General features: G+C 58.7%; 23 protein-coding genes and 1 tRNA gene. 19 read left to right on the top strand and 5 right to left on the bottom strand.

Translation table 11 applies throughout. The annotated features are described in order from the left end of the window. Positions 1-37: 37 nt before the first annotated feature. Positions 38-535 (bottom strand): NUDIX hydrolase, encoded by a 498-nt coding sequence (locus B9G99_RS10075; RefSeq protein WP_086622064.1) that lies wholly within the window; start codon positions 533-535, stop codon positions 38-40. Between the two features lie 645 nt (positions 536-1,180). On the opposite strand from B9G99_RS10075, the gene B9G99_RS10070 reads away from it, so the two are divergent. Beyond that, entirely contained in the window at positions 1,181-1,525 is a 345-nt protein-coding gene (locus B9G99_RS10070; RefSeq protein WP_086622063.1) for an ElaB/YgaM/YqjD family protein, read from the top strand. A 190-nt stretch (positions 1,526-1,715) separates the two neighbouring features. Then, entirely contained in the window at positions 1,716-2,117 is a 402-nt protein-coding gene (locus B9G99_RS10065) for a universal stress protein (protein ID WP_086622062.1), read from the top strand. Between the two features lie 63 nt (positions 2,118-2,180). Here B9G99_RS10065 and B9G99_RS17185 read toward each other — a convergent pair whose 3' ends face one another. From B9G99_RS17185 to B9G99_RS10055, 3 genes are all read right to left on the bottom strand, one after another. Further along, positions 2,181-2,315, bottom strand: coding sequence for a hypothetical protein (locus tag B9G99_RS17185; protein WP_257789345.1), 135 nt, complete (start codon positions 2,313-2,315; stop codon positions 2,181-2,183). Positions 2,316-2,605: 290 nt separating this feature from the next. Next, a complete protein-coding gene (locus tag B9G99_RS10060; RefSeq protein WP_227875778.1) occupies positions 2,606-3,346 on the bottom strand; it encodes a Crp/Fnr family transcriptional regulator in 741 nt (246 codons plus the stop codon). A 126-nt stretch (positions 3,347-3,472) separates the two neighbouring features. Then, positions 3,473-3,560: transfer RNA gene (locus B9G99_RS10055), tRNA-Leu, on the bottom strand. Positions 3,561-3,669: 109 nt separating this feature from the next. Here B9G99_RS10055 and queA point away from each other — a divergent pair. The 5 genes from queA (at position 3,670) to secF (ending at position 9,253) form a co-directional block, all read left to right on the top strand. Continuing rightward, positions 3,670-4,710, top strand: a complete 1,041-nt coding sequence (gene queA, locus B9G99_RS10050; RefSeq protein ID WP_086622060.1) for a tRNA preQ1(34) S-adenosylmethionine ribosyltransferase-isomerase QueA — start codon at positions 3,670-3,672, stop codon at positions 4,708-4,710. Positions 4,711-4,785: 75 nt separating this feature from the next. Beyond that, positions 4,786-5,904 carry a tRNA guanosine(34) transglycosylase Tgt gene (tgt, locus tag B9G99_RS10045; protein WP_472382593.1) on the top strand — a complete coding sequence of 373 codons (1,119 nt, stop codon included), beginning with the start codon at positions 4,786-4,788 and terminating at the stop codon, positions 5,902-5,904. Positions 5,905-5,955: 51 nt separating this feature from the next. After that, positions 5,956-6,294: a preprotein translocase subunit YajC gene (yajC, locus tag B9G99_RS10040; protein WP_086622058.1), complete on the top strand. Its 339-nt coding sequence runs from the start codon at positions 5,956-5,958 to the stop codon at positions 6,292-6,294. 193 nt (positions 6,295-6,487) lie between these two features. Continuing rightward, positions 6,488-8,332 (top strand): protein translocase subunit SecD, encoded by a 1,845-nt coding sequence (gene secD, locus B9G99_RS10035; protein WP_086622057.1) that lies wholly within the window; start codon positions 6,488-6,490, stop codon positions 8,330-8,332. Positions 8,333-8,344: 12 nt separating this feature from the next. Continuing rightward, positions 8,345-9,253, top strand: a complete 909-nt coding sequence (gene secF / locus B9G99_RS10030; protein ID WP_086622056.1) for a protein translocase subunit SecF — start codon at positions 8,345-8,347, stop codon at positions 9,251-9,253. Between the two features lie 129 nt (positions 9,254-9,382). Here the strand turns inward: secF and B9G99_RS10025 are convergent, their stop codons facing one another. Then, the gene (locus tag B9G99_RS10025; protein ID WP_086622055.1) at positions 9,383-10,189 is read right to left on the bottom strand and encodes an inositol monophosphatase family protein; all 807 of its coding nucleotides are present in this window, start codon (positions 10,187-10,189) and stop codon (positions 9,383-9,385) included. Positions 10,190-10,468: 279 nt separating this feature from the next. Here B9G99_RS10025 and B9G99_RS10020 point away from each other — a divergent pair, with 279 nt between their 5' ends. From B9G99_RS10020 to bamB, 12 genes are all read left to right on the top strand, one after another. Next, the gene (locus B9G99_RS10020) at positions 10,469-11,269 is read left to right on the top strand and encodes an RNA methyltransferase (RefSeq protein ID WP_086622054.1); all 801 of its coding nucleotides are present in this window, start codon (positions 10,469-10,471) and stop codon (positions 11,267-11,269) included. A gap of 97 nt (positions 11,270-11,366) precedes the next feature. After that, entirely contained in the window at positions 11,367-11,843 is a 477-nt protein-coding gene (gene iscR / locus B9G99_RS10015; RefSeq protein ID WP_086622053.1) for a Fe-S cluster assembly transcriptional regulator IscR, read from the top strand. Between the two features lie 52 nt (positions 11,844-11,895). Continuing rightward, positions 11,896-13,053: an aminotransferase class V-fold PLP-dependent enzyme gene (locus tag B9G99_RS10010; protein WP_086623417.1), complete on the top strand. Its 1,158-nt coding sequence runs from the start codon at positions 11,896-11,898 to the stop codon at positions 13,051-13,053. Positions 13,054-13,105: 52 nt separating this feature from the next. Then, the gene (locus tag B9G99_RS10005; protein ID WP_086623416.1) at positions 13,106-13,432 is read left to right on the top strand and encodes a HesB/IscA family protein; all 327 of its coding nucleotides are present in this window, start codon (positions 13,106-13,108) and stop codon (positions 13,430-13,432) included. 156 nt (positions 13,433-13,588) lie between these two features. After that, positions 13,589-14,017: a nucleoside-diphosphate kinase gene (ndk, locus tag B9G99_RS10000; protein ID WP_086622052.1), complete on the top strand. Its 429-nt coding sequence runs from the start codon at positions 13,589-13,591 to the stop codon at positions 14,015-14,017. Positions 14,018-14,101: 84 nt separating this feature from the next. After that, positions 14,102-15,235 (top strand): dual-specificity RNA methyltransferase RlmN, encoded by a 1,134-nt coding sequence (rlmN, locus tag B9G99_RS09995; protein WP_174678764.1) that lies wholly within the window; start codon positions 14,102-14,104, stop codon positions 15,233-15,235. Positions 15,236-15,353: 118 nt separating this feature from the next. Then, positions 15,354-16,049, top strand: a complete 696-nt coding sequence (pilW, locus tag B9G99_RS09990) for a type IV pilus biogenesis/stability protein PilW (protein ID WP_086622050.1) — start codon at positions 15,354-15,356, stop codon at positions 16,047-16,049. Positions 16,050-16,115: 66 nt separating this feature from the next. Beyond that, positions 16,116-17,087 carry a RodZ domain-containing protein gene (locus B9G99_RS09985; protein ID WP_086622049.1) on the top strand — a complete coding sequence of 324 codons (972 nt, stop codon included), beginning with the start codon at positions 16,116-16,118 and terminating at the stop codon, positions 17,085-17,087. A 6-nt stretch (positions 17,088-17,093) separates the two neighbouring features. Further along, positions 17,094-18,206, top strand: a complete 1,113-nt coding sequence (gene ispG, locus B9G99_RS09980; protein ID WP_086622048.1) for a flavodoxin-dependent (E)-4-hydroxy-3-methylbut-2-enyl-diphosphate synthase — start codon at positions 17,094-17,096, stop codon at positions 18,204-18,206. A gap of 39 nt (positions 18,207-18,245) precedes the next feature. Continuing rightward, positions 18,246-19,562, top strand: a complete 1,317-nt coding sequence (gene hisS, locus B9G99_RS09975) for a histidine--tRNA ligase (protein ID WP_086622047.1) — start codon at positions 18,246-18,248, stop codon at positions 19,560-19,562. 60 nt (positions 19,563-19,622) lie between these two features. Further along, positions 19,623-20,291, top strand: a complete 669-nt coding sequence (locus B9G99_RS09970) for a YfgM family protein (RefSeq protein WP_158521484.1) — start codon at positions 19,623-19,625, stop codon at positions 20,289-20,291. Then, on the top strand, positions 20,288-21,508 hold the full coding sequence (gene bamB, locus B9G99_RS09965; protein WP_335617603.1) for an outer membrane protein assembly factor BamB: 1,221 nt from the start codon (positions 20,288-20,290) through the stop codon (positions 21,506-21,508). Before B9G99_RS09970 ends, bamB begins: the two co-directional genes overlap by 4 nt. Positions 21,509-21,550: the final 42 nt, after the last annotated feature.

The raw sequence follows: 21,550 nt of genomic DNA, 5'->3' as shown, positions 1-21,550 counted from the left end.
GGGCGCCTGCCTGCAGGCGGGCGCTCACATCCGTCATTCATGACAAGAAGCCCTGATCAACCAGAGCCTTCAGCGCCTGCCGTGAATCGGGCGTCGCATCCTGTACTGCCAGCGCCTCATCAAGGGTCATCCATTCGACGGCTTCTACTTCACTGGATTGAAGCGTCATGGGCTGATCGTGATAGCGCGCGGTAAAGACGCTGCCAAACGCATTCATGCCTGCTTCAAAATGAAGCTTCAGACACTCGTTCAATGTCAGTGACAATCCCAGTTCTTCATGAAGCTCCCGGCGGGCAGCACCTGCCATGGATTCACCGGCATCAACCACACCGCCGGCACAAAGATCGCGGTATCCCGGGAAAATATCCTTCCAGAGCGTGCGGCGCTGTACGCACAGACGATCATGCGGATCCAGCACAAAAATATAGACGGCTCGATGCCATATCTTCAGCCGACGTACATCGCATCGACGTGCACTTCCCACGGGCAGATTCAGGGCATCCACAATCTGGACACGTGCTCGCGATGATCCCATGACAGCGCTCCCCGAGAATAAAACGGACCATCCTACGCCTGAGCATGGTGTATTCGAAGCCCTGTTCCTGTGTTGTCCGAAGCACGGACGTAAAAAAGGCCTCGATCAACGAAGCCAGCCAGAAACCGTTACATGAGGACGACATCACAATAAAAGGAGGCATAACAACAGGGTATCGCTGGCGGGTACTACTCGTTATGACATCAGACACCATCCATGGCGTCGTTAACCACTCTTTCTTCCTGAAAGATCCTGCACTCTGACGACATGAAAGCTTCCTGCCTTCTGGCTGCATCCTTGCAGCGCAAAGATAGTAACACCGGTAGAACTGCTGTCTACATTTCTCGGGAATAAACGGTTTTTTTATTTTCAAAAATCAATTCCGGCCAGGGAAAAATCGCTTTCTTGTACAACCTCGTCACACAGCATGACCGTCCATGACCATCACCACGAAGATCAGGTCAATCGATATGATCTGAACTACGCTTGACTACAGTGTCCAATCAAGTCGTGCAGATCATGACAAACACCTTTTGTCTCTGCATAAATCAGAAAGACACCCACGTTTTCAGCCATCTGTACCGACCAGCACTCCGCACGGTATTGATCTGAAACAACCCTTACCACGTCAATGGAGGACATCCGATGGGCATTTTTTCATCCAGTGATAGCCGAGCGACTCGTCGACTCAAGGACTATGAAAAGGAGCTGAACAAGCGTGGGGCACGCGCATTGGCGAGATACGAGGACGAGCTTGATTCAACGGGTCAAAAGGTACGCAGTCGCCTCAAGGGTGCCGGTGACCATCTTGGTCAGCGCTGGCATCAGGCCCGCGATCGGGTAGAAGATGAAAGTCATCGCGCCTGGGAACTGACCGAAGAAGGCGCCCGTGACCTGGACCGCCATGTCCATGAAAATGCATGGAGCTACATTGGCGCAGGTGCGGCTATTGGACTGGTCGCCGGTCTTTTGCTGGGCCGTCGATTCTGATCAACGAAGTTTCCGGTACGCCCGCCCCTTCTGGTGCGGGCGTTTTAGTATCTGCTCTGCTCATTCAGGCCCTTTCACTTTTCAGTCAATGGACGACATGACAGCAGAACCATGACAGCTGCGCCTTCGGTTTTATACTCATGAAGGATGCAACAACATCGATAGAACACGGACAAAAGGAGGCTCATTGATGTATCACACAATTCTCGTACCGCTGGATGGCTCCGGGAATGCCAACAAGGCTCTGGATATCGCCGCGCATCTGGCGCGCGCCAGCCATGCCAGACTTTACCTGTTACACGTCCCGGTCACTGGCGCCCTGGAGAATGACACGCAAAAGTCTCAGGACGAGACCGCCATGGAGCTTGTGCAGACCGCCCTTGAAACCATTGACGCCTCGGATATCGATACCAGTATTCTCGTTCGCAGGGGAGATCCTGCAGAAGTCATCGAGCGTGAAGCGCACCGGCTGGACGCCGACGCCATCGTGATGGGGTACAAGGGGATGGGCAGAACCTCGAATGCAACGGGTGGCAGTGTCTCTCGTGCCATTAATCATCACGCAGCCTGCCGCGTTGTCACGGTTAGATAAAGCGCCGTCGCCTGTCCATGCCATTGCGACATGTCAGGCACTTCCAGATACTGCGACGCTTTCTTAATGCCGAGAACGTTTATCCTCGCGCCAGCGTCGCAGTAGCTTGAAAAGCACCATGGCCAGCAGCGGGAAAAATAAAAGCGTCAGTATCGCGCCTGTCGTAATAAAGAAAAAGTGCAGTACGCCCTCGCTCATGAACACTCCAGTACAGACTCGACAAGGCATGATCGGGACCTGCATCCCGACCACATGAATGTCGACATTCTAGGGGCTTTCAGAATTCGTTGCACTTTTGTCATTGTTTGCATTACAAAACCGACAGAAAACTCCTGATCGAACCAATCTTGATTTATAGTTTGCTGTCATATTTCGAAAATAAAAAAAGATATCATCCACGCTCATATCAACTTGATTTTTTGGTAGACAGCCAAAACCGATTCATTGTTTAACAGGATATTTAGTCTGGTTTTACTATCTCCTCTGATTTAGTTGACGCGAGTCGATTCCGGGGGTGATTGCATCCGCAAATAGCCTTCCCTGAAATCCGAAAAGGCTTGTAGCCGATCGATATCCGGAATGGTGATCTGGTGACGATCACGATAAACCAGCGACTGCTCGCGTAGAGAAGAAAATACCCGGCTGACGTGTACCGGCGTTAACCCCATCAGATCCGCCAGCATCTGTTGCGATAACGGCAGCCTGAACTCGTTGAGCGCGCCACTGTTGGTTTTGGAAAGACGGCTGCGCGTCTCGCACAGAAAATGAGCCAGCCTGTTCTGAGCATTTCTGCGCCCCAGATTGACCATTCTCTCCACCAGCATGGATTGCTGAATGCCTGAAATGGCGAAAAAGGTGCTGGTCAATCGACCGGACTGTTCAAACACGTCATCCAGATGGCTGTGGGGAAAGCGACAAAACGTACAATCGGTGATGGCATCAACGGTCGACTGGTGTTCATGGAGGGCATATTCACGCAGGCCGACCACGTCTCCGGGCATAAAGATATCCAGAATCATTCTGCTGCCATCTTCCAGCACATAGCTGCTGCAGGCCCAGCCCTGGCTTAATACCGCCATCTCTTCGGCACGCTCGCCTTCACGCCACAGGGCATCACCGCTTTTGAGCTGCTCGGGAGATTTCTCAAGCGTGCTCAAAAGCTCGATTTCCGAATCGGAAAGATCCGCAAAATATTGAAAATGCCGAACCATGCAGCTTTGATGGGACACTCGGAATCTCCTCTATCATGAGCGTTTAAAACGGATGCAACAGACAAGAATACACGCCCTGCCGGGATGGATGGCAAGCAAAGAAACGAAAGGGGAAATGAGACTGGAAGAAACCGCGGATAGAGATGGTGCCGGTGGTCGGACTCGAACCGACACGGAGGATTAGTCCGGCGGATTTTGAATCCGCTGCGTCTACCAATTTCGCCACACCGGCAGTGTTGCGCGAGGCGTATTATACGAACCCTGGCCAACACGTCAATGACGCAGACCGGTGGCATCCGCTATCATGCCCGCCCATTGACAACACCGATCCTTGATAAGCCATGCAGCGCGCCGACTTTCACTTTGATCTGCCCAACGAACTGATTGCCCGCTATCCCAGCGACCAGCGCAGTGACTGCCGTCTGCTGTGCGTCGATGGTGACAGCGGCCATCTTGAACACACACGCTTTCCAAAACTTCTGGAGCATCTGACGCCGGGCGACCTGGTGGTGTTCAACGACACTCGCGTCATTCCCGCACGGCTTTTCGGTCACAAGGAAAGTGGTGGCCGCGTTGAAATGCTGCTGGAACGTCCTCTGGATACCCACCGGGGTCTGGCCCATTTGCGCGCCAGCAAGGCACCGAAGATCGGCACTCGGATCGTGTTCGAAGGGGACATTCATGCCGTGGTAGAAGGTCGGCGCGATGCGCTTTTCGAACTGAAGTTTGAAGGCGATACGCCGCTGGTCGCTCTGCTGGAAGCACATGGCCACATGCCGCTGCCGCCCTATATCGAACGCGAAGACGAGCACACCGACCGCGAACGCTATCAGACCGTTTATGCCCGCCGCGACGGCGCCGTCGCCGCGCCCACCGCCGGCCTTCACTTTGATGAAGCGCTGCTCGAGGCCATGGAACAGCGAGGCATCGAGAAGGCTTTCGTCACCCTGCATGTCGGGGCCGGTACCTTCCAGCCCGTCCGGGTCGACAACATTCTCGAACACCACATGCACAGCGAATGGATCGAGGTCAGCGAGGCGACCGCCGAGCAGGTGCGCGCAGCACAGGACCGCGGCAATCGCGTGATTGCGGTCGGCACCACCAGCGTGCGCTGTCTGGAAAGTGCCTGCCAGCACAGCGGCAGCGATCGAATCGAAGCCTTCAGCGGCGACACGGATATTTTTATTTATCCGGGTTATCAATGGCAGTGCGTGGATGCCCTGATCACCAATTTTCACCTGCCGGAATCCACGCTTTTGATGCTGGTGGCCTCCTTTGCAGGATATGACCATGTCATGCAGGCCTATCGGGCGGCAGTAGACGAGCGCTACGCCTTTTTCAGCTACGGCGATGCCATGTATCTCACCCGGCAGCGCGACTGAAAAGATGTCGAGCCAAGCTCTTGTATTAATGACGTTCAAGTACCGACAGGATTTTTCATGAGACAGGACTGTTTCATGCGCTTTGAGCGCATGGCAACCGATGGCCGCGCCCGCCGAGGGCGTCTGACCTTCCCGCGTGGCAGCATTGAAACGCCCGCCTTCATGCCGGTAGGCACCTATGGCACCGTCAAGGGCATGACGCCAAAGGATGTCGAGGCCATCGGGGCCGAGATCATTCTGGGCAACACCTTTCACCTCTGGCTGCGCCCGGGTACCGAGGTCATCGAAGCCCATGGCGACCTGCATGACTTCGCCCAGTGGCACAAGCCGATTCTGACCGACTCCGGCGGCTTTCAGGTCTTCTCGCTGGGCGACATGCGAAAGATCACCGAACAGGGCGTTCACTTTCGCTCGCCGGTCGATGGTGCGAAGGTCTTCATGGGCCCTGAAGAGTCGATGGCGGTTCAGCGTTCGCTGGGCTCCGACATCGTCATGATCTTTGATGAGTGCACGCCCTACCCGGCCACGTTTGATGAAGCCAGAACCTCGATGGAGCTGTCCCTTCGCTGGGCGCAGCGTTCACTGGACGCCCATGGCGACTCCCCCTCTGCCCTGTTTGGCATCATTCAGGGCGGCATGTATCGCGAACTGCGTGAACGCTCGCTTGAGGGTCTTGAAAATATCGGCTTTGACGGCCTGGCCATTGGCGGTCTCTCCGTGGGCGAGCCCAAGGAAGAGATGATCAAGGTACTGGATTACCTGCCCGGGCTGATGCCGGACGACAAGCCGCGCTACCTGATGGGCGTGGGCCGGCCGGAAGACCTGGTCGAGGGAGTGCGCCGCGGTGTCGACATGTTTGATTGCGTGATGCCCACTCGTAATGCGCGCAATGGCCACCTCTTCACCTTTGACGGCGTCATCCGTATTCGCAACGCCGTGCATCGCCATGACACGCGGCCGCTGGAAGAAGGCTGCGACTGCTATACCTGTCAGAACTTTTCACGCAGCTACCTGCATCATCTCGACCGCTGCGGTGAAATGCTGGGTGCACAGCTCAATACCATCCACAATCTGCGACATTATCAACAGCTGATGAGTGGTTTGCGCGGGGCTATCGAAGCGGGTACATTGGCGGACTTCGTGGCAGCGTTCTATGCGCGCCGGGGCCTTGAGGTCCCGCCACTTGAGGCGTAAACGGCTTATAACAGAGCACCACTGAACAAGATCATTCCTAGAGGAAACCTCATGCTCGAGTACCTGATTCCGGCAGCCATGGCAGAAGGGGGCTCCGGTAGTGCCGGTGGCGCGGGTGCCATCGGTCAGATCGTCATGCTGGTCGGCTTTGTCCTGATTTTCTATTTCCTGCTGTGGCGTCCGCAGTCCAAGCGCGCCAAGGCACACAAGAAGTTGATGGCAGAGCTCTCCAAAGGCGACGAAGTCACCATCAGCGGTGGCCTTATGGGGCGTTTGACCAAGGTCGGTGACGAGTTCATCACTCTGGAAATCGCCGAAGGTACTGAAGTCAACGTTCAGAAAAGCTCGGTTATCAGCGTACTGCCCAAGGGCACACTGAAATCGATCTGAACCCAGTGAAGGCAGGCGACCACCGCTGGCATATCGGTGTGGTCACACCTGCTCGCGGCGTGTTGACGCACAGCACGTCGTATTCTGCCCGGGGCTCGCTCAGTGGTGATTGAACCATTGGTCGGGCCCTGTGGTCATTGATACGACCTCAAAAGCGCTCTTTGAGCCACCAGCCAATCAGGACAGGGCCACGATGCTCAATCGTTATCCCCTCTGGAAGTATCTGCTGATACTCCTCGTGTTTATTGTGGGCGTTCTCTATGCACTGCCCAATATGTACCCCAAGGATCCGGCCATCCAGATCAGCGCGGCCAATAGCGGCGCAAGCGTTGGCGAAAGCGAGATGGCACGTGTCAATCAAACGCTCGAGCAGGCAGGCATCGCCGTCAAATCACGCGAGTCCGCCAACGGCACCGGTCTGATACGGCTGGAAAACGGCTCACAGCAGTCTGCGGCTCGGGACATGGTCAGCAAGGCGCTGGGACAGGGCTATACCGTGGCGCTCAATCTTGCCGACTCGACGCCGCAATGGCTGCAGTCCATTGGCGCCAAGCCCATGAATCTGGGGCTTGATCTGCGTGGCGGCGTGCACTTCCTGCTGGAAGTCGACATGGATGCGGCCATTGATCAGCGTCTGGATGTCAACGCCAGCGCCATGCGCGAAGCCCTGCGCGGCGAAGGCATTCGTTATCGCAACAACACCACCGGCGATAACACCATCCGCTTTACCTTTGCCAATGCAGAGGACCGCAGTCAGGCAAGAGCGCTGCTCAGCCGCCAGTACAACGAATTTACCTTCGCCAATGAGGATGATGCAGGCCCGACGCTTGTCATGACGCTGACCGATCAGGCCGTCACCGACATCCAGGACTACGCCATCAATCAAAACCTCACAACGCTTCGCAATCGCGTCAACGAGCTGGGTGTTTCCGAGCCGATCGTGCAGCGTCAGGGCCCCAATCGCATTGTGGTGGAGCTGCCGGGCGTGCAGGACACGGCCGAAGCCAAGCGGATCGTGGGGGCCACGGCCAACCTCGAGTTCCGCCTTGAAGCGTCCGACAGCACGAGTGCCGACCAGCAGCAGGCGTTCGAATTCCGCAACGATGCCGGCCGCAGGGCAGCACTGGAACGCGATGTCATCATTACCGGCGATCGCGTCTCCAGCGCCAGCACCTCGTTTGATGACAGCGGCCGTCCCCAAGTCAACATCAATCTCGATGGCCCCGGCGGCAGTCGCATGAACCGCGCCACGCGGGCCAATATCGGACGGAACATGGCCGTGCTCTATATCGAACACAAGACTCGCACACGCACCGTCACGCGTGACGGCGAGCAGGTCGAGGAGCGCATCCCCTACACCGAACGCGGCATCATCAGTCTGGCCACCATTCAGAGTGCGCTGGGCAATCAGTTCCGCATCACAGGGCTCGACTCTCCGACCGAGGCGCGCGAACTGTCACTGCTGCTGCGTTCGGGCTCGCTGGCCGCACCCATCTACTTCGCCCAGGAACGCACCATCGGGCCAAGCCTTGGGCAGCAGAACATTGATCGCGGCATCATGTCGGTTCTTGTCGGGCTGGTTCTGGTGCTGGCGTTCATGCTGGTGCGCTACAAGGGCTTTGGCCTGATTGCCAACGTGGCACTGGCCGTCAACCTGACCCTCTTGATTGCCGCAATGTCCCTGCTGGGCGCCACCCTGACGCTCCCCGGCATAGCCGGGATCGTGCTGACGCTGGGTATGGCAGTCGATGCCAACGTGCTTATTTTCGAGCGTATACGCGAGGAACTGCGTACCCGCTCGATTCAGCAGGCCATTCATGCCGGCTATGAACGCGCCTTCACCTCCATTCTGGATGCCAACATCACCACCCTGCTGGTGGCGATCATTCTGTTCTCGATCGGCACCGGCCCGGTGAAAGGCTTCGCGGTCACGCTGTCACTGGGCATTCTGACCTCGGTCTTCACCGGTGTGATGGTGAGCCGTGCCCTTACCAACCTTGTCGTAGGCGGCAAGTCGCTCAAGAAGCTGTGGATCTGAGGAGGCCGGCAAATGACGCAATTTGATTTCATGGGCAAACGCAAGGCTGCCTACATCATCTCTATCCTGTTGACGGTCATCGCCTTTGGGGCGCTGGCTGTCAAGGGCTTGAGCCTGGGCCTCGACTTCACCGGCGGCACCCAGGTCGAGGTAAGCTACGCCAAGGCGCCCTCGCTTGACGAAGTTCGTGATGAGCTGGGCGAGGCAGGCTTTGGCAACTATTCGGTGCAGACCTTTGGTGCTGACACCGACGTGCTGGTCCGCCTTCAGCAGACCTTTGATGAAGGCATCGGTGATCAGGTCGTCACCGCCCTGCGTGCCGAGGGCGAGCAGGTCGATCTGGTGCGGGCTGAGTATGTCGGCGCTCAAGTCGGCGATCAACTTCGCGACCAGAGTGGATTGGGCATGCTGATTGCCCTCGGTGTGGTCGCGCTGTATGTCGCCTTTCGCTTTCAGTACAAGTTTGCCCTCGGCGCCCTGATTTCGCTGGGCCACGATGTGGTGATCCTGCTGGGCTTTTTTGCCCTGTTCGGTTTCGACTTCGACCTGACGGTACTGGCCGCGGTGCTGGCCGTAATCGGTTACTCGCTCAACGACACCATCATCGTCTACGACCGGATCCGCGAAAACATCCGTCGCTCCCAGTCCAATGATCTGGTCAGGATCTTCAACGACGCCATCAATCAGACCCTATCGCGAACGCTGTCGACCTCGGGAACAACCCTGCTGGTGTTGCTGGCGCTGTTTTTCCTGGGCGGCGACATGATCCACAACTTCTCGCTGGCCCTGATTGTGGGTGTGGTACTAGGGACGTTCTCCTCCATCTATGTCGCGGCCGCCATGCTGCTGCTGGTCAAGCTGGAGCGCGAAGACCTGATCCCGGCCAAACGCGAAAACGCTGCCGAAGACGAACTGCCCTGAGACGTCAGGGCGCCTGATGGATTGGCGTTTTCGACAAACAAAAGGGCCCGCCTCATGGAGGCGGGCCCTTTTTGATTTCTGATACCGAAAGACCAGTGCTGGACAACGGTATTATCGATAACGCAGAGATTACAGGGACGGCAGGTTCGCGTTGCCCATGGCCTGTACCAGCTGCTTGAAAAGGCGCGGCGAGGCGGCCATGAGCGCCCCTTCGATCTTGATCTGCGGGCTGCCCTGCGGCGTGCCGGACAGGGCGCCACACTCCTTGAGCACCAGACTGATGATATGCATGTCCTGCTCGTCCAGCCCCAGAATGAAGGCCGCATCGACGTGGCCGGCGCACAGCGACAGCATGTCCAGCAGCGGACAGCCCGAGGCGCGCAGCATATCGACGCGCGCACCCAGCTGGGTCGTCAGGATCTGCCAGGTAGAGAAATAGCGCTCGCGCATCCAGTTTTCGGGAAGGCCCAGCGCAATGCGGCTGCCGTCAATGCTGGTGCGAACCGGTACGCGCATGCGGCGGCCGTTGTAGTGGGCACCACGCCCGCGGCTGACCAGATACTCTTCATCGGTAAAGGGAGAAATAATGACGGCGTGCTCGGGACGCCCCTTGTAGAGGCACACCATCGACAGCGCACAGCCCGAGGTACCGGACGCCAGATTGGCGTAGCCGTGAAAGATTTCGATCTTCCAGTGGTAATCACGTCCTTCGCCACGGCCTTCGTTCCAGCCGATATAGCGGCCTGACATGCCATGTTCCGGGTAGCCCTTGCCAAACTGTGAGGCAATCAGGGTTTCTGCGCGCTGGGCCGTATCGCTGAGCAGCGTATCGAGCGTGTTGTCTTCACGGGCAATATCAAGTCGGTCGCGAACGCGAACGAACTGTTCCTGGGCGCCACGCAGCGCGCGCAGGGCAAACTGGACCATTGGATGCATGATCAATCCTCGAACCGAGTGCTGTTAAAGAGCGAAAGGCAGGTCAGTGGCTGACAGATTCAAACGCCGTCCGAGCAAGCCACCGCTGGTGGTGTTACTTGGACGACGCGATAAAATGAGTTGTCTGAAAAGCGGACTGTCCGGAAAAGTGGCCGACGATGCTAGCAGAGACGCCATCAACTCGCCAGCACTCCATCAGGGCAGACCCTGGCCGCTCCATGCTAGACTCGCCTCTTCCAATGCCCAACGGCCCACGTTTTCTGTATCACGGCGATTTTCATGCTAGAGCGCATTCGTATTGTTCTGATTGGCACCAGCCATCCCGGTAATATCGGCGCCGCCGCGCGCGCCATGAAAACCATGGGGCTTGAACAGCTCGCCCTGGTAGCCCCGCGCTGCGAGGGAATCACACCGGAGGCCATCGCCCGGGCCTCGGGTGCCGATGACATTCTGGATCGAGCCACCCTGCACGACTCGCTCGAAACGGCACTGACGGACTGTCAGTGGGTGGTCGGTGCCAGCGCCCGCTCGCGTCATCTGCCCTGGCCGCTGTGCTCACCACGAGAATTCTCCGCCCGACTGCCCGGCGAGATGCAGGGTCAGAGCAATACGGTGGCACTGGTTTTTGGGCGTGAAGACAAGGGCCTGACCAACGAAGAGCTTCAGCGCTGTCATACGCATGTGCACATCCCGACATCGGCCGATTACAGTTCGCTGAATCTGGCCGCCGCCGTTCAGGTGCTGGCCTATGAGTGCCGTCAGGCCTGGCTTTCAACCCAGACAAACACGGCGGATGCCCTGCCCGGCTCGGCCTACCCCTTTGGCGTGGAATGGGACAATCCGCTGGCCAACCACGCCGATACCGAGCGCTTTTTTGAACATCTTGAACGCACCCTGATTGATATCGGCTTTCACGACCCGAATAACCCTCGGCAACTGATGGCACGCCTGCGACGTCTTTACATGCGAAGCCGCATGGACGTGATGGAACTCAATATGCTGCGTGGCATTCTGACGCGGGTAGACCGCCTGCAAAACGGTTCCGGCAAGCCACCGGAACCCACCGACTCATCATCGTGACATCACCTGAAGGCGCAGACCGCCACGCGTAATTGTTGACCAAATCTCTCGGGATTATCATAATCAGCAATTACTGTCATGCTGCGGAATCTGGATCATGCGTCTGACGACCAAGGGCCGCTACGCCGTTACAGCCATTCTTGACCTGGCCCTGCACGGTAGCGGCTCGCCCATCAGCCTGGCCGATATATCGGCGCGTCAGGACATCTCGCTTTCCTATCTCGAGCAGCTGTTTGCCCGGCTGCGTCGCAAGGGACTGGTCACCAGCGTTCGAGGCCCGGGCGGCGGCTATCTGCTGGCCAGAGCGCCCAGTGATATTTCCGTGGCCAGTGTGATCGATGCGGTCAACGAATCCATTGATGCGACACGCTGTCAGGGCACGGGCGATTGCCAACAGGGCACGACCTGCCTGACCCATCATCTCTGGAGCGATCTGTCTGATGTCATCCACGATTTTCTCGATCGTATTACGCTTGAGGAACTGATACATCGTCACGATGTTCAGCGCATCGCCGCTCGTCAGCAGGACAGCGCCAGCCAGATTGCCGTGCTGCCGATTGCTCATACGTCATAATGTCATTGTGCGTCGTGCAGAAGGTCATGACGTTGAAGATAAGGAAATCATCATGAGCACCATGCCTCTTTACCTTGACTACGCGGCCACGACCCCGGTCGACCCGCGTGTTGCCGAGGTCATGGCACGCCACCTGACACTGGAAGGCACCTTCGCCAACCCGGCCTCACGCAGCCACATGTCGGGCTGGCTGGCAGAGCAGGCCGTCGAAACCGGTCGACGCCAGGTCAGTGACCTGATTGGCGCCGACCCGCGCGAGATTGTCTGGACGTCAGGAGCGACAGAAGCCGACAACCTGGCCCTCATTGGCTACATGCGCGCGCACCGTGCCCGCGGCCGACACCTGATTACCTCGAGCATCGAGCACAAGGCCGTGCTCGACAGCGCCGCTGCCCTTGAGCAGGAGGGCTTTGAGGTGACCTACCTCGCGCCCCGAGCCAATGGCACGATTGCGCCCGAAGCCCTGCAGGACGCGCTGCGTCCGGAGACGGTGCTGATCTCCCTGATGGCGGTCAACAACGAACTGGGCAGCATCAACGATCTTCAGGCCCTCGGCGCCATTGCCGCCGCACACGGTGCTGCCTTTCATGTCGACGCCGCTCAGGCTGCTGGTCGAATTGCGCTGGACATGAGCGCCCTGCCCGTCGACATGCTGTCGCTGTCGGCTCACAAGGCTTATGGCCCAAAGGGCATTGGTGCACTTTATGTACGACGCGGCACCCGAATCGAAGCGCTGATTCACGGCGGCGGCCACGAGCGTGGCATGCGCTCCGGCACCCTGCCCACCCATCAGATTGCCGGCATGGGCAAGGCATTTTCGCTGGCTCAGGACGAGCAGGAAAGCGATAACGCGCATCTTGAGCAGCTCGGTCAGCGCTTTCGCGATGGCCTTCAGCGGCTTGAAGGTACCTGGATCAACGGCGACGGTGGTGCACAGGTCCCCAACATCATCAATGTCGGTTTTGAGGGCGTGGACGGCGAAGCCATGATCATGGCCCTGCGGGGTCTGGCAGTATCCACCGGCTCGGCCTGCAATTCAGCCAGTGTGGACCCTTCCCATGTACTGACCAGCATTGGCGTGCCGCGTGAAAAGGCGCTGGCTTCTATCCGCTTCAGCCTTGGTCGCTTCAGCCAGGCTGAGGAGATTGACCAGGCGCTTGAATCCATTTCGAACGCTCTGGAAAGCCTGCGTACGCGCCAGAGCGCCTGAGCATCCTTTTTTTATCGCGCAATTGATGCGCATCACCGGGGAGGACACCATCATGGCCCGGATCTCGATTTCCGAAGCCGCCGCTCACCAGATTCGCCACGTCCTCGAAGAGCGTGGCAGTGGCGAAGGACTGCGTGTCGCGGTCAAGCCAAGCGGCTGCTCGGGCTACAGCTACGTACTCGACTTTGCCGATAGCGTCGAAGCCGATGATCAGGTCTTCGAGGATCACGGCGTCAGGGTCATCGTGGACAGTGACGCCCTGTCCGTACTTGACGGCACCGAAGTGGATTACGTCAGCGAAGGCCTCAATCGATTCTTTCGCTTCAACAATCCCAACGTTCGCGACGAGTGCGGCTGCGGGGAAAGTTTCAGCGTCTGAGCAGGCCCGCACCAATGCGGATGCATGTTGCGCCAGCGACAGCTATAATGGCGCGATTTTTGCCGGAGCCGGCAGCTGTCAACACGGCTGCCGGCTCTGCGCTATCGTGAATCACGACTTACCTTGAATTCATTACCCTGTCAGGAGCCCTTTAACATGGCCCAGGAACGTACTCTCTCCATCATCAAGCCGGACGCCGTTGCCAAGAATGCCGTAGGCGACATCATTTCTCGTTTCGAGAAGGCCGGTCTGCAGGTCGTGGCCTGCAAGATGGTCAGCCTGTCACAGGAAAAGGCCGAGGGCTTTTACGCCGAGCACCGCGAGCGTCCCTTCTTCAATGACCTGGTCTCCTTCATGACCTCCGGCCCGGTCGTTGTTCAGGTGCTTGAAGGCGACAATGCCATCGCCAAAAACCGTGAACTGATGGGCGCCACCGACCCGAAGAAGGCCGAGGCCGGCACCATTCGCGCCGATTTCGCTTCTTCCATCGACGCCAACGCCGTTCACGGCTCCGATGCACCGGAATCTGCCCAGCGTGAAGTGGCCTACTTCTTCTCTGACGAAGAAATCTGCCCGCGCGGCTGATACTGCCCGCCGCGCCCGGCCGTCATCTGCCTTATGGGCAGGTGGCGGCCTTCTTTCTCCAACGACACCAGCGAGCTCACTGCCATGACACAGACTGCCACGACGACACCCGTCAATCTTCTGGGTCTTTCACGCAGCCAGATGGAGCAGTTCTTCATCGACCAGGGCGAGAAAAAATTTCGCGCCGCGCAGGTCATGAAGTGGATCCATCATGAGGGTGTCGATGATTTCTCGCAGATGACCAATATTTCCAAGGCCCTGCGTGACAAGCTTGCACGCGTGGCCGAAATTCGTGGACCCAAAGTGGTCTACGAAGGCCAGTCCAGCGATGGCACACAGAAATGGGTGCTGGAGGTCGAAGACGGCAGCTTTGTGGAAACCGTTCTGATTCCGTCAGAAAACGGCAGTCGCCGTACGCTGTGCGTCTCTTCCCAGGTTGGCTGCTCACTGGACTGCAGCTTCTGCTCGACCGGCAAGCAGGGCTTTCAGCGCAACCTCACCGCCGCCGAGATCATCGGCCAGTTGTGGGTGGCTCAGGCCAGTGCCGGCGGGCGCATGGGCCATGATGACGGCCGGCGCGCCGTCACCAACGTGGTCATGATGGGCATGGGCGAGCCGCTTTTGAACTACGACAACGTCGTGCCCGCCATGCACCTGATGCTCGATGACAACGGCTACGGGCTCTCCAAGCGTCGCGTCACCCTGTCGACTTCGGGCGTGGTGCCGATGATCGAGAAACTGGGCGACGAGATCGATGTGGCACTGGCCATTTCACTGCATGCCGCCAATGACGCGCTTCGCAACACCCTGGTGCCGCTCAACCGCAAATACAACATTGCAACGCTTCTGGACGCCTGCCGACGGTATCTGTCCAAAAGCGATGGCACCCGCCACATCACCATCGAGTACACCCTGATCAAGGACGTCAACGATCAGCGCGAGCACGCCGAGCAGCTGGCCGAGGTGCTCGGGGATCTGCCCTGCAAGATCAACCTGATTCCGTTCAACCCCTTCCCGCATGCCGGCTATGAAAAGCCGTCACGCAATCAGGTCATGCGGTTTCAGACGTGGCTTTATGAGCTCGGGCACAATGCCCCGGTGCGCACCACCCGCGGCGATGACATCGATGCGGCCTGCGGACAGCTGGTCGGTCGCGTCAAGGACCGCACAAAGCGTGCCGAGCGCTATATCAAGGCCGTCCAGCTCGACGCATCATGATCTGCTCACCCTGCCCTGCCTGTTATCGACTTGACTTGGTGGGGTGGCAGCGCTTTGATGGTCAACGATTTCGCTAATATTGGACAGACTCGGACATGTTCATCACATCAGGAAGTCGATGAGTCATTTGCGCTGCACCCTCAAGACATCGCTGATCGTGACGGCGCTGCTACTGACCGTCACGGCGCTTTCAGGCTGTGCCAGCCACAGCCGTGAAACAGCATCCTCCGATGAATCTCCCACCACAGCCTATACCCGGCTGGGCATGGCCTATCTGCAGCGGGATGATCTCGAGCGGGCCCAACAGGCCTTTGTTCGCGCCATCGACCTTTCTGCCAACGACCCCGAGGCCCTTCAGGGCCTGGCCCTGATCTATCAGCGTCAAGGTGAAACTGCCAGTGCCGACCAATATTTCCAGCGTGCCCTGAGCGCGCGCACCCCGTTTACACAGGCGCGCAATAATTACGCGGCTTTCCTGTTCAGTCAGAACAGGATTCCACAGGCCTGCGAACAGCTCGAACAGGCCACCACGGATCTGCTTTATGAGCGTCGCGCCCAACTGTTTGCCAATCTGGGCCAGTGTCGCCGACGCCAGGGCGATAGCGCCGCTGCGCTGGCCGCCTATCAGCGTGCCCTGCAGCTGGAGGAGCGCCTGCCACGCGCATGGCTGGGAATAGCCGAAATACAATATCAACAGCAGCGGTATGACGCCGCTCGCGCCGCCCTCGACCACTATGTTCAGCTTGCCGGCCACACCGATGAGAGCTTCCAGCTCTCTCAAAGGCTTTCTGGCGGAGCGTCACATGATGGATAAGGCGTGCCTGCGTCAGACGCCGGAAAAGGATCATTTCGTGCCACGACCGAACAAGGAATCTTCTGCATGAGCGAACAGCATGCCTCTCCCGCCGGAGAGCCGGGTGCCGGTGAAATGCTGCGCGAAGAACGCGAACGTCAGCGCCTGCATCTGGAAGATGCCGCTGAACAGCTGAATCTGCGTCCGTCTCTGGTCGCTGACATGGAACGTGACAACTTTGAGCAGGTCCCGATACCCACCTATCGGCGCGGCTATCTGCGGGCCTACGCCCGTCTGCTGGGGCTCGATGATCGCATGATTGTGGCAGCCTATGATCGCGTCCATGGCCGAAATGATCTGGATGAACGGCGTGTGGCGCCCATCAGCAGCATCAAGCCCCCCTCTCGTACAGGCACCATTGCCTTCAGGGTGGTCACTGTCGCGGTCGTGGTTATTCTGGCGGTCATGACCCTGCTATGGTGGGAGGGGCGTGAAAGCGCACCGGGTTATGGCGATGACACCGCCATGCTCGAACAGGAGAACATCCCGCAGGACGGCACCAATGATCCCGGCCTTCCCCCGGCACCTGAAGCGCAACCCGCTGTGGATAACACATCGACCAGCGGCTCGAGTAACATGATCGACGGCGCACCGGTCGATACGGCACTGGCGGCTCAGGTCGCCGAAGGTGTCGATGAAGGCATTCCCGAGCCGGGCAGTCTTCAGGTCGACACCCCTGAAGGCCGTAACGGTGCCACCGGCGGGCTGGTGGACACCGCCGGTGACGAGGACACGCCATCCGATCCGATCGCCAGCGGCCGCAGCGTGAAGATGAACTTTGGCGGTGAGTCGTGGGTCGATGTCCGTGATGCCAACGGCACCACCGTCCTGCGCGGACTGCAGCAAGGTGGCACCACCGCCACGATCGAAGGCGTGCCACCCTTTCGCCTGACGGTAGGTAATGCCAATCAGGTCACCATTGATTACAGAGGCGAACGCGTTGACATGTCCCAACACGCCGGCAGCAGCAACGTTGCCCGCTTTACCCTGGGGGAGTGATTTATCATGATTAGCCAGTCCCCGATCGTGCGTCGCAAATCGCGTCAGATCCACGTCGGCAATGTGCCCGTGGGTGGCGATGCGCCCATCTCCGTACAGAGCATGACCAATACCAATACGCTCGACGTCGACGCCACGGTCGAACAGATCGAGCGTATTGCTGCCGCCGGCGGCGATATCGTGCGCGTCTCCGTACCGGATATGGATTGCGCCGAGGCGTTCGGCAAGATCAAGCAGCGCACTTCCGTGCCGCTGGTCACCGACATCCATTTTGACTATCGCATCGCCCTGCGCGTGGCCGAGCTGGGCGCGGACTGTCTGCGCATCAACCCCGGCAATATTGGCCGCGAAGATCGCGTGCATGCCGTGGTTCAGGCCGCCCGGGACAATGGCATTCCGATCCGCATCGGCGTCAATGCAGGCTCGCTTGAAAAGGACCTGCAGAAAAAATATGGCGAGCCGACTCCGGCGGCGCTGGTCGAATCGGCCATGCGTCACATCGATTATCTCGATCGTCTGGACTTCCAGGAATACAAGATTTCGCTCAAGGCCAGCGATGTCTTCATGGCCGTTGATGCCTATCGCCAGATTGCCACCCAGATTGATCAGCCCCTGCATCTGGGCATCACTGAAGCCGGCGGCTTGCGCGGTGGCACGGTCAAGTCCTCGATCGGTCTGGGGGCGCTGTTGATGGATGGCATCGGTGACACACTGCGCATTTCGCTGGCCGCTGACCCGGTCGAGGAGATCAAGGTCGGTTACGACATCCTCAAGAGCCTGAAACTGCGCTCGCGCGGCATCAACTTCATTGCCTGCCCGAGCTGTTCGCGCCAGAACTTTGATGTCATCGGCACCATGAATCAGCTTGAAGAGCGCCTGGAAGACATCATGACGCCGCTGAACGTCTCGGTCATTGGCTGTGTGGTCAATGGTCCCGGCGAGGCCAAGGAAACCGATATCGGCCTGACCGGTGGTAGCCCGGCCAATCTGATTTACATCGACGGCAAACCGGCCCAGAAGCTGCGCAACGACCACCTTGTGGATGATCTCGAAAAACTGATTCGGGAACGCGTGGCGCGCAAGGAAGCCGAAGAAAAAGATGTCATCACCCGCGCATAAAGCCCGGGCCCCTTTTTGAAATGCAGCGATAAAACATCAATGTCCAGTAAATTACAGGCCATCCGAGGCATGAATGACCTGCTGCCCGAGCGTTCACCGCTCTGGCAGTATTTCGAACAGCACGTCCGCCAGCTCATGGCACAGTACGGCTATCTGGAAATGCGTACCCCGGTGCTCGAGCAGACGGCGCTTTTCAAGCGTTCCATCGGGGAAGTCACCGATATCGTCGAAAAGGAGATGTATACCTTTGACGATCGCAACGGTGACAGCCTCTCCCTGCGACCGGAAGGCACCGCATCGGTGGTGCGTGCCGCCATCGAAAACGGACTGCTTCACAATCAGACCCACAGGCTCTGGTACGCCGGCCCGATGTTTCGCCACGAGCGCCCCCAGAAGGGCCGCTACCGCCAGTTCCATCAGGTGGGCGTGGAAGTTCTCGGGCTTGAAGGGCCGGACATCGATGCCGAAGTGATCGCCCTGTCTGCCCGGCTCTGGCGGGCCCTAGGCCTGATCGATCATGTCCAGCTCGAGATCAACTCGCTGGGCTCGCTTGAAGCGCGTCATGCCTACCGCGCCAGACTGGTCGACTACTTCAACGAGCACCTCGACCAGCTTGATGAGGATTCTCACCGTCGTCTGAACAGCAACCCGCTGCGCATTCTCGACAGCAAGAACCCGGACATGCAGGCCATGATCGAGGCCGCCCCGAAACTCATCGATCATCTTGATGAGGCTTCGGTCGAGCATTTTGACGCGATCAAACAAAAACTTGATGCTCTGGGCATCCAGTACGTCATCAACACGCGTCTGGTCCGTGGCATGGACTACTACAGCCGTACGGTCTTTGAATGGACCACGACGGCGCTGGGCAGTCAGGGCACCGTCTGTGCCGGCGGGCGCTATGACGGCCTGGTCGAGCAACTGGGGGGCAAGGCCACTCCGGCCGTGGGCTTCGCCATGGGCGTTGAGCGCCTGATCCTGTTGCTGGAAACGCTGGAACTGGTGCCAGAGGCAGCCGAGGACATTCTGGATGTCTACCTGATGGGCCAGGGCGAAGGCGTTGATACCCAGCTGCTGGTGCTGGGCGAAACCCTGCGTAGCCGCTTGCCCATGATTCGTGCACAGGTACACTGCGGTGGCGGCAGCTTCAAGAGTCAGCTCAAAAAGGCCGACAAGAGCCGCGCCCGCTTCGCTGTCATGCTCGGAGAGGATGAGCTGGCGGCCGGTACGGTGACGCTCAAGGACCTGCGGGGTGAAGAGCCTCAGCAGCAGATGGTCATCGACGCACTGATTGACCGGCTTGCACGCTGGATGGAAGAGCGTCCGGCCGACAGCGGCCTTGCGACCCGAGCCTGACGGCTTTTCGACTACCCGGGCAGAGACTGTTATGAGACCGAATCTACAGGAGTGCCGCACGTGGCGGATCAGTTGAATATTCACGAGGAAGACGATCAGCTGGCAGCTGCCAAACGACTCTGGCACAACTACGCCAAGCCGATTCTGGGCGGCATCATCATTGCCGCCGTGGGTCTTTTTGCCTGGCACTGGTGGCAGGATCACCAGCAGGCTCAGTCCGAAGCCGCCTCGCTTCAGTACCAGCAGCTGATTCAGCTGACCTCACAGGACAGCCTGGATGACAGCGGCCGGCAGGCCGCACAGAGCATTATCGACGCCATTCGCGATCAGCACGGCGACACCCTGTATGCCGACCTGGCTGGCATGATCCAGGCGCGTCTGGCAGTGGATGCCAACGATCTGCCCGCCGCCGAGCGCGCCCTGAGCGAAGTTCGAAAAAATACTGATCGCGGCGAGATTCAGGCGCTGGCCGGTCTCGAACTGGCGCGTGTACAGCTGGGTCAGGACAATGCCGAACAGGCGCTTGGCACGCTCGAGAGTCTTCAGCTGCCCGAGGCCATGAGCGCGCGCGGTGCCGACATTCGGGGCGATATCGAACTGGCACTGGGCAATACCGATGAGGCGCGTAGTGCCTGGCAAAATGCCGTCGATCTGGCTCGCGAGCACGATCAGGAGCTCTCCGGGATACAACTCAAACTCGATGATCTGGCGCCTCAGGAGGCCTCATGAGCACGCTTGAAAACGACTCTTTTCCACCTTCGGGTCTCAAGCGCGTGGCGCTGATGGCAAAACCTCTGGGCGCTCTGCTGTGTGCCACTTCACTGGTGGTCCTGGCCGGCTGTTCCGGCAACGTTCAGACCGGCACACAGCCACGCGAACTCACCAGTATCGATCAGACCGTCAAGGTCGAAGGCATGTGGTCGGATGGTATCGGTTCGCTGACCCGAGCACGCTACCCGATCACCCCGGCCATTTCAGGCGATACGATCTACGCCAGCGATGCCGAAGGCAACCTCAAGGCCATCAACCGCAACAACGGTCAGATCAAATGGGAAAAGCGTCTGGAGATCCCCATTTCCAGCGGCCTGACGGCAGACAGCGGCCAGCTTTTTGCCGGCACGCGCAACGGCGAAGTCATCGTCTTCAGTGAGGACAACGGTGACATCGTCTGGCACTCACGGGTTTCCAGTGAAGTCATCGCTGCTCCCCAGCTCAATAGCGGCCAGGTGGTGGTACAAAGCGTAGATGGTACGCTGACGGCGCTGGATCGCTTTACCGGTGACGAGCAGTGGCTATATGCCTCATCGCAGCCGGCGCTGACCCTGCGAGGCACTGGCGCACCAAGGACCATTGACCCGGTCTCCTTTGCCGGTTTTGCTAACGGTCGTCTGGCTGCGTTTGACAATCGCAGTGGCCAACAGCTGTGGGATCTGCGTGTTGCCGTGCCGCAGGGACGTACCGAAGTCGAGCAGCTGGTGGACCTTGATGGCCAGCCGGTGCTGACCCGGGACGGCCGACTGTTCGTGACCAGCTACAACGGCCGTGTCATGGCACTCGATGCACGCAATGGCCAGCCCCTCTGGGATCGGGAACAGTCCAGCTATCACACCCCGGTGCTGGTGGGGGACTATCTCTTCACCGTTACCGCCGACAGCCATATCATGGCGATTGATGCCAACAACGGTCGTGTCATCTGGGATCAGGACGCGCTGGAAGGCCGCTCGCTGAGCGCGCCGGTATTTGTCAATAACAAGCTGGTGGTCGGCGACTATCAGGGCTATCTGCACGTGATCGATGCCCAGAGCGGAGAGCAGGAAGGTCGTGCGCATCCCGGTGGTGATGGCATCAGCATCACCCCGCTGACCGATGGCGAGCATGTCTTCGTGCTGACCAATGACGGGGAATTGATCGGCTATGCCCTCAAGGATATAGGCAAGGCGTCATAAGACGTTGCTGACCATATCGTCATGACGGGTCTTGCGGTGCTC

This window comes from Kushneria konosiri, from assembly GCF_002155145.1.
Classification (GTDB): Bacteria; Pseudomonadota; Gammaproteobacteria; order Pseudomonadales; family Halomonadaceae; genus Kushneria; species Kushneria konosiri.
Note: the sequence above shows the minus strand (reverse complement) of the source record. Positions and strands in the feature narration are given on the sequence as shown.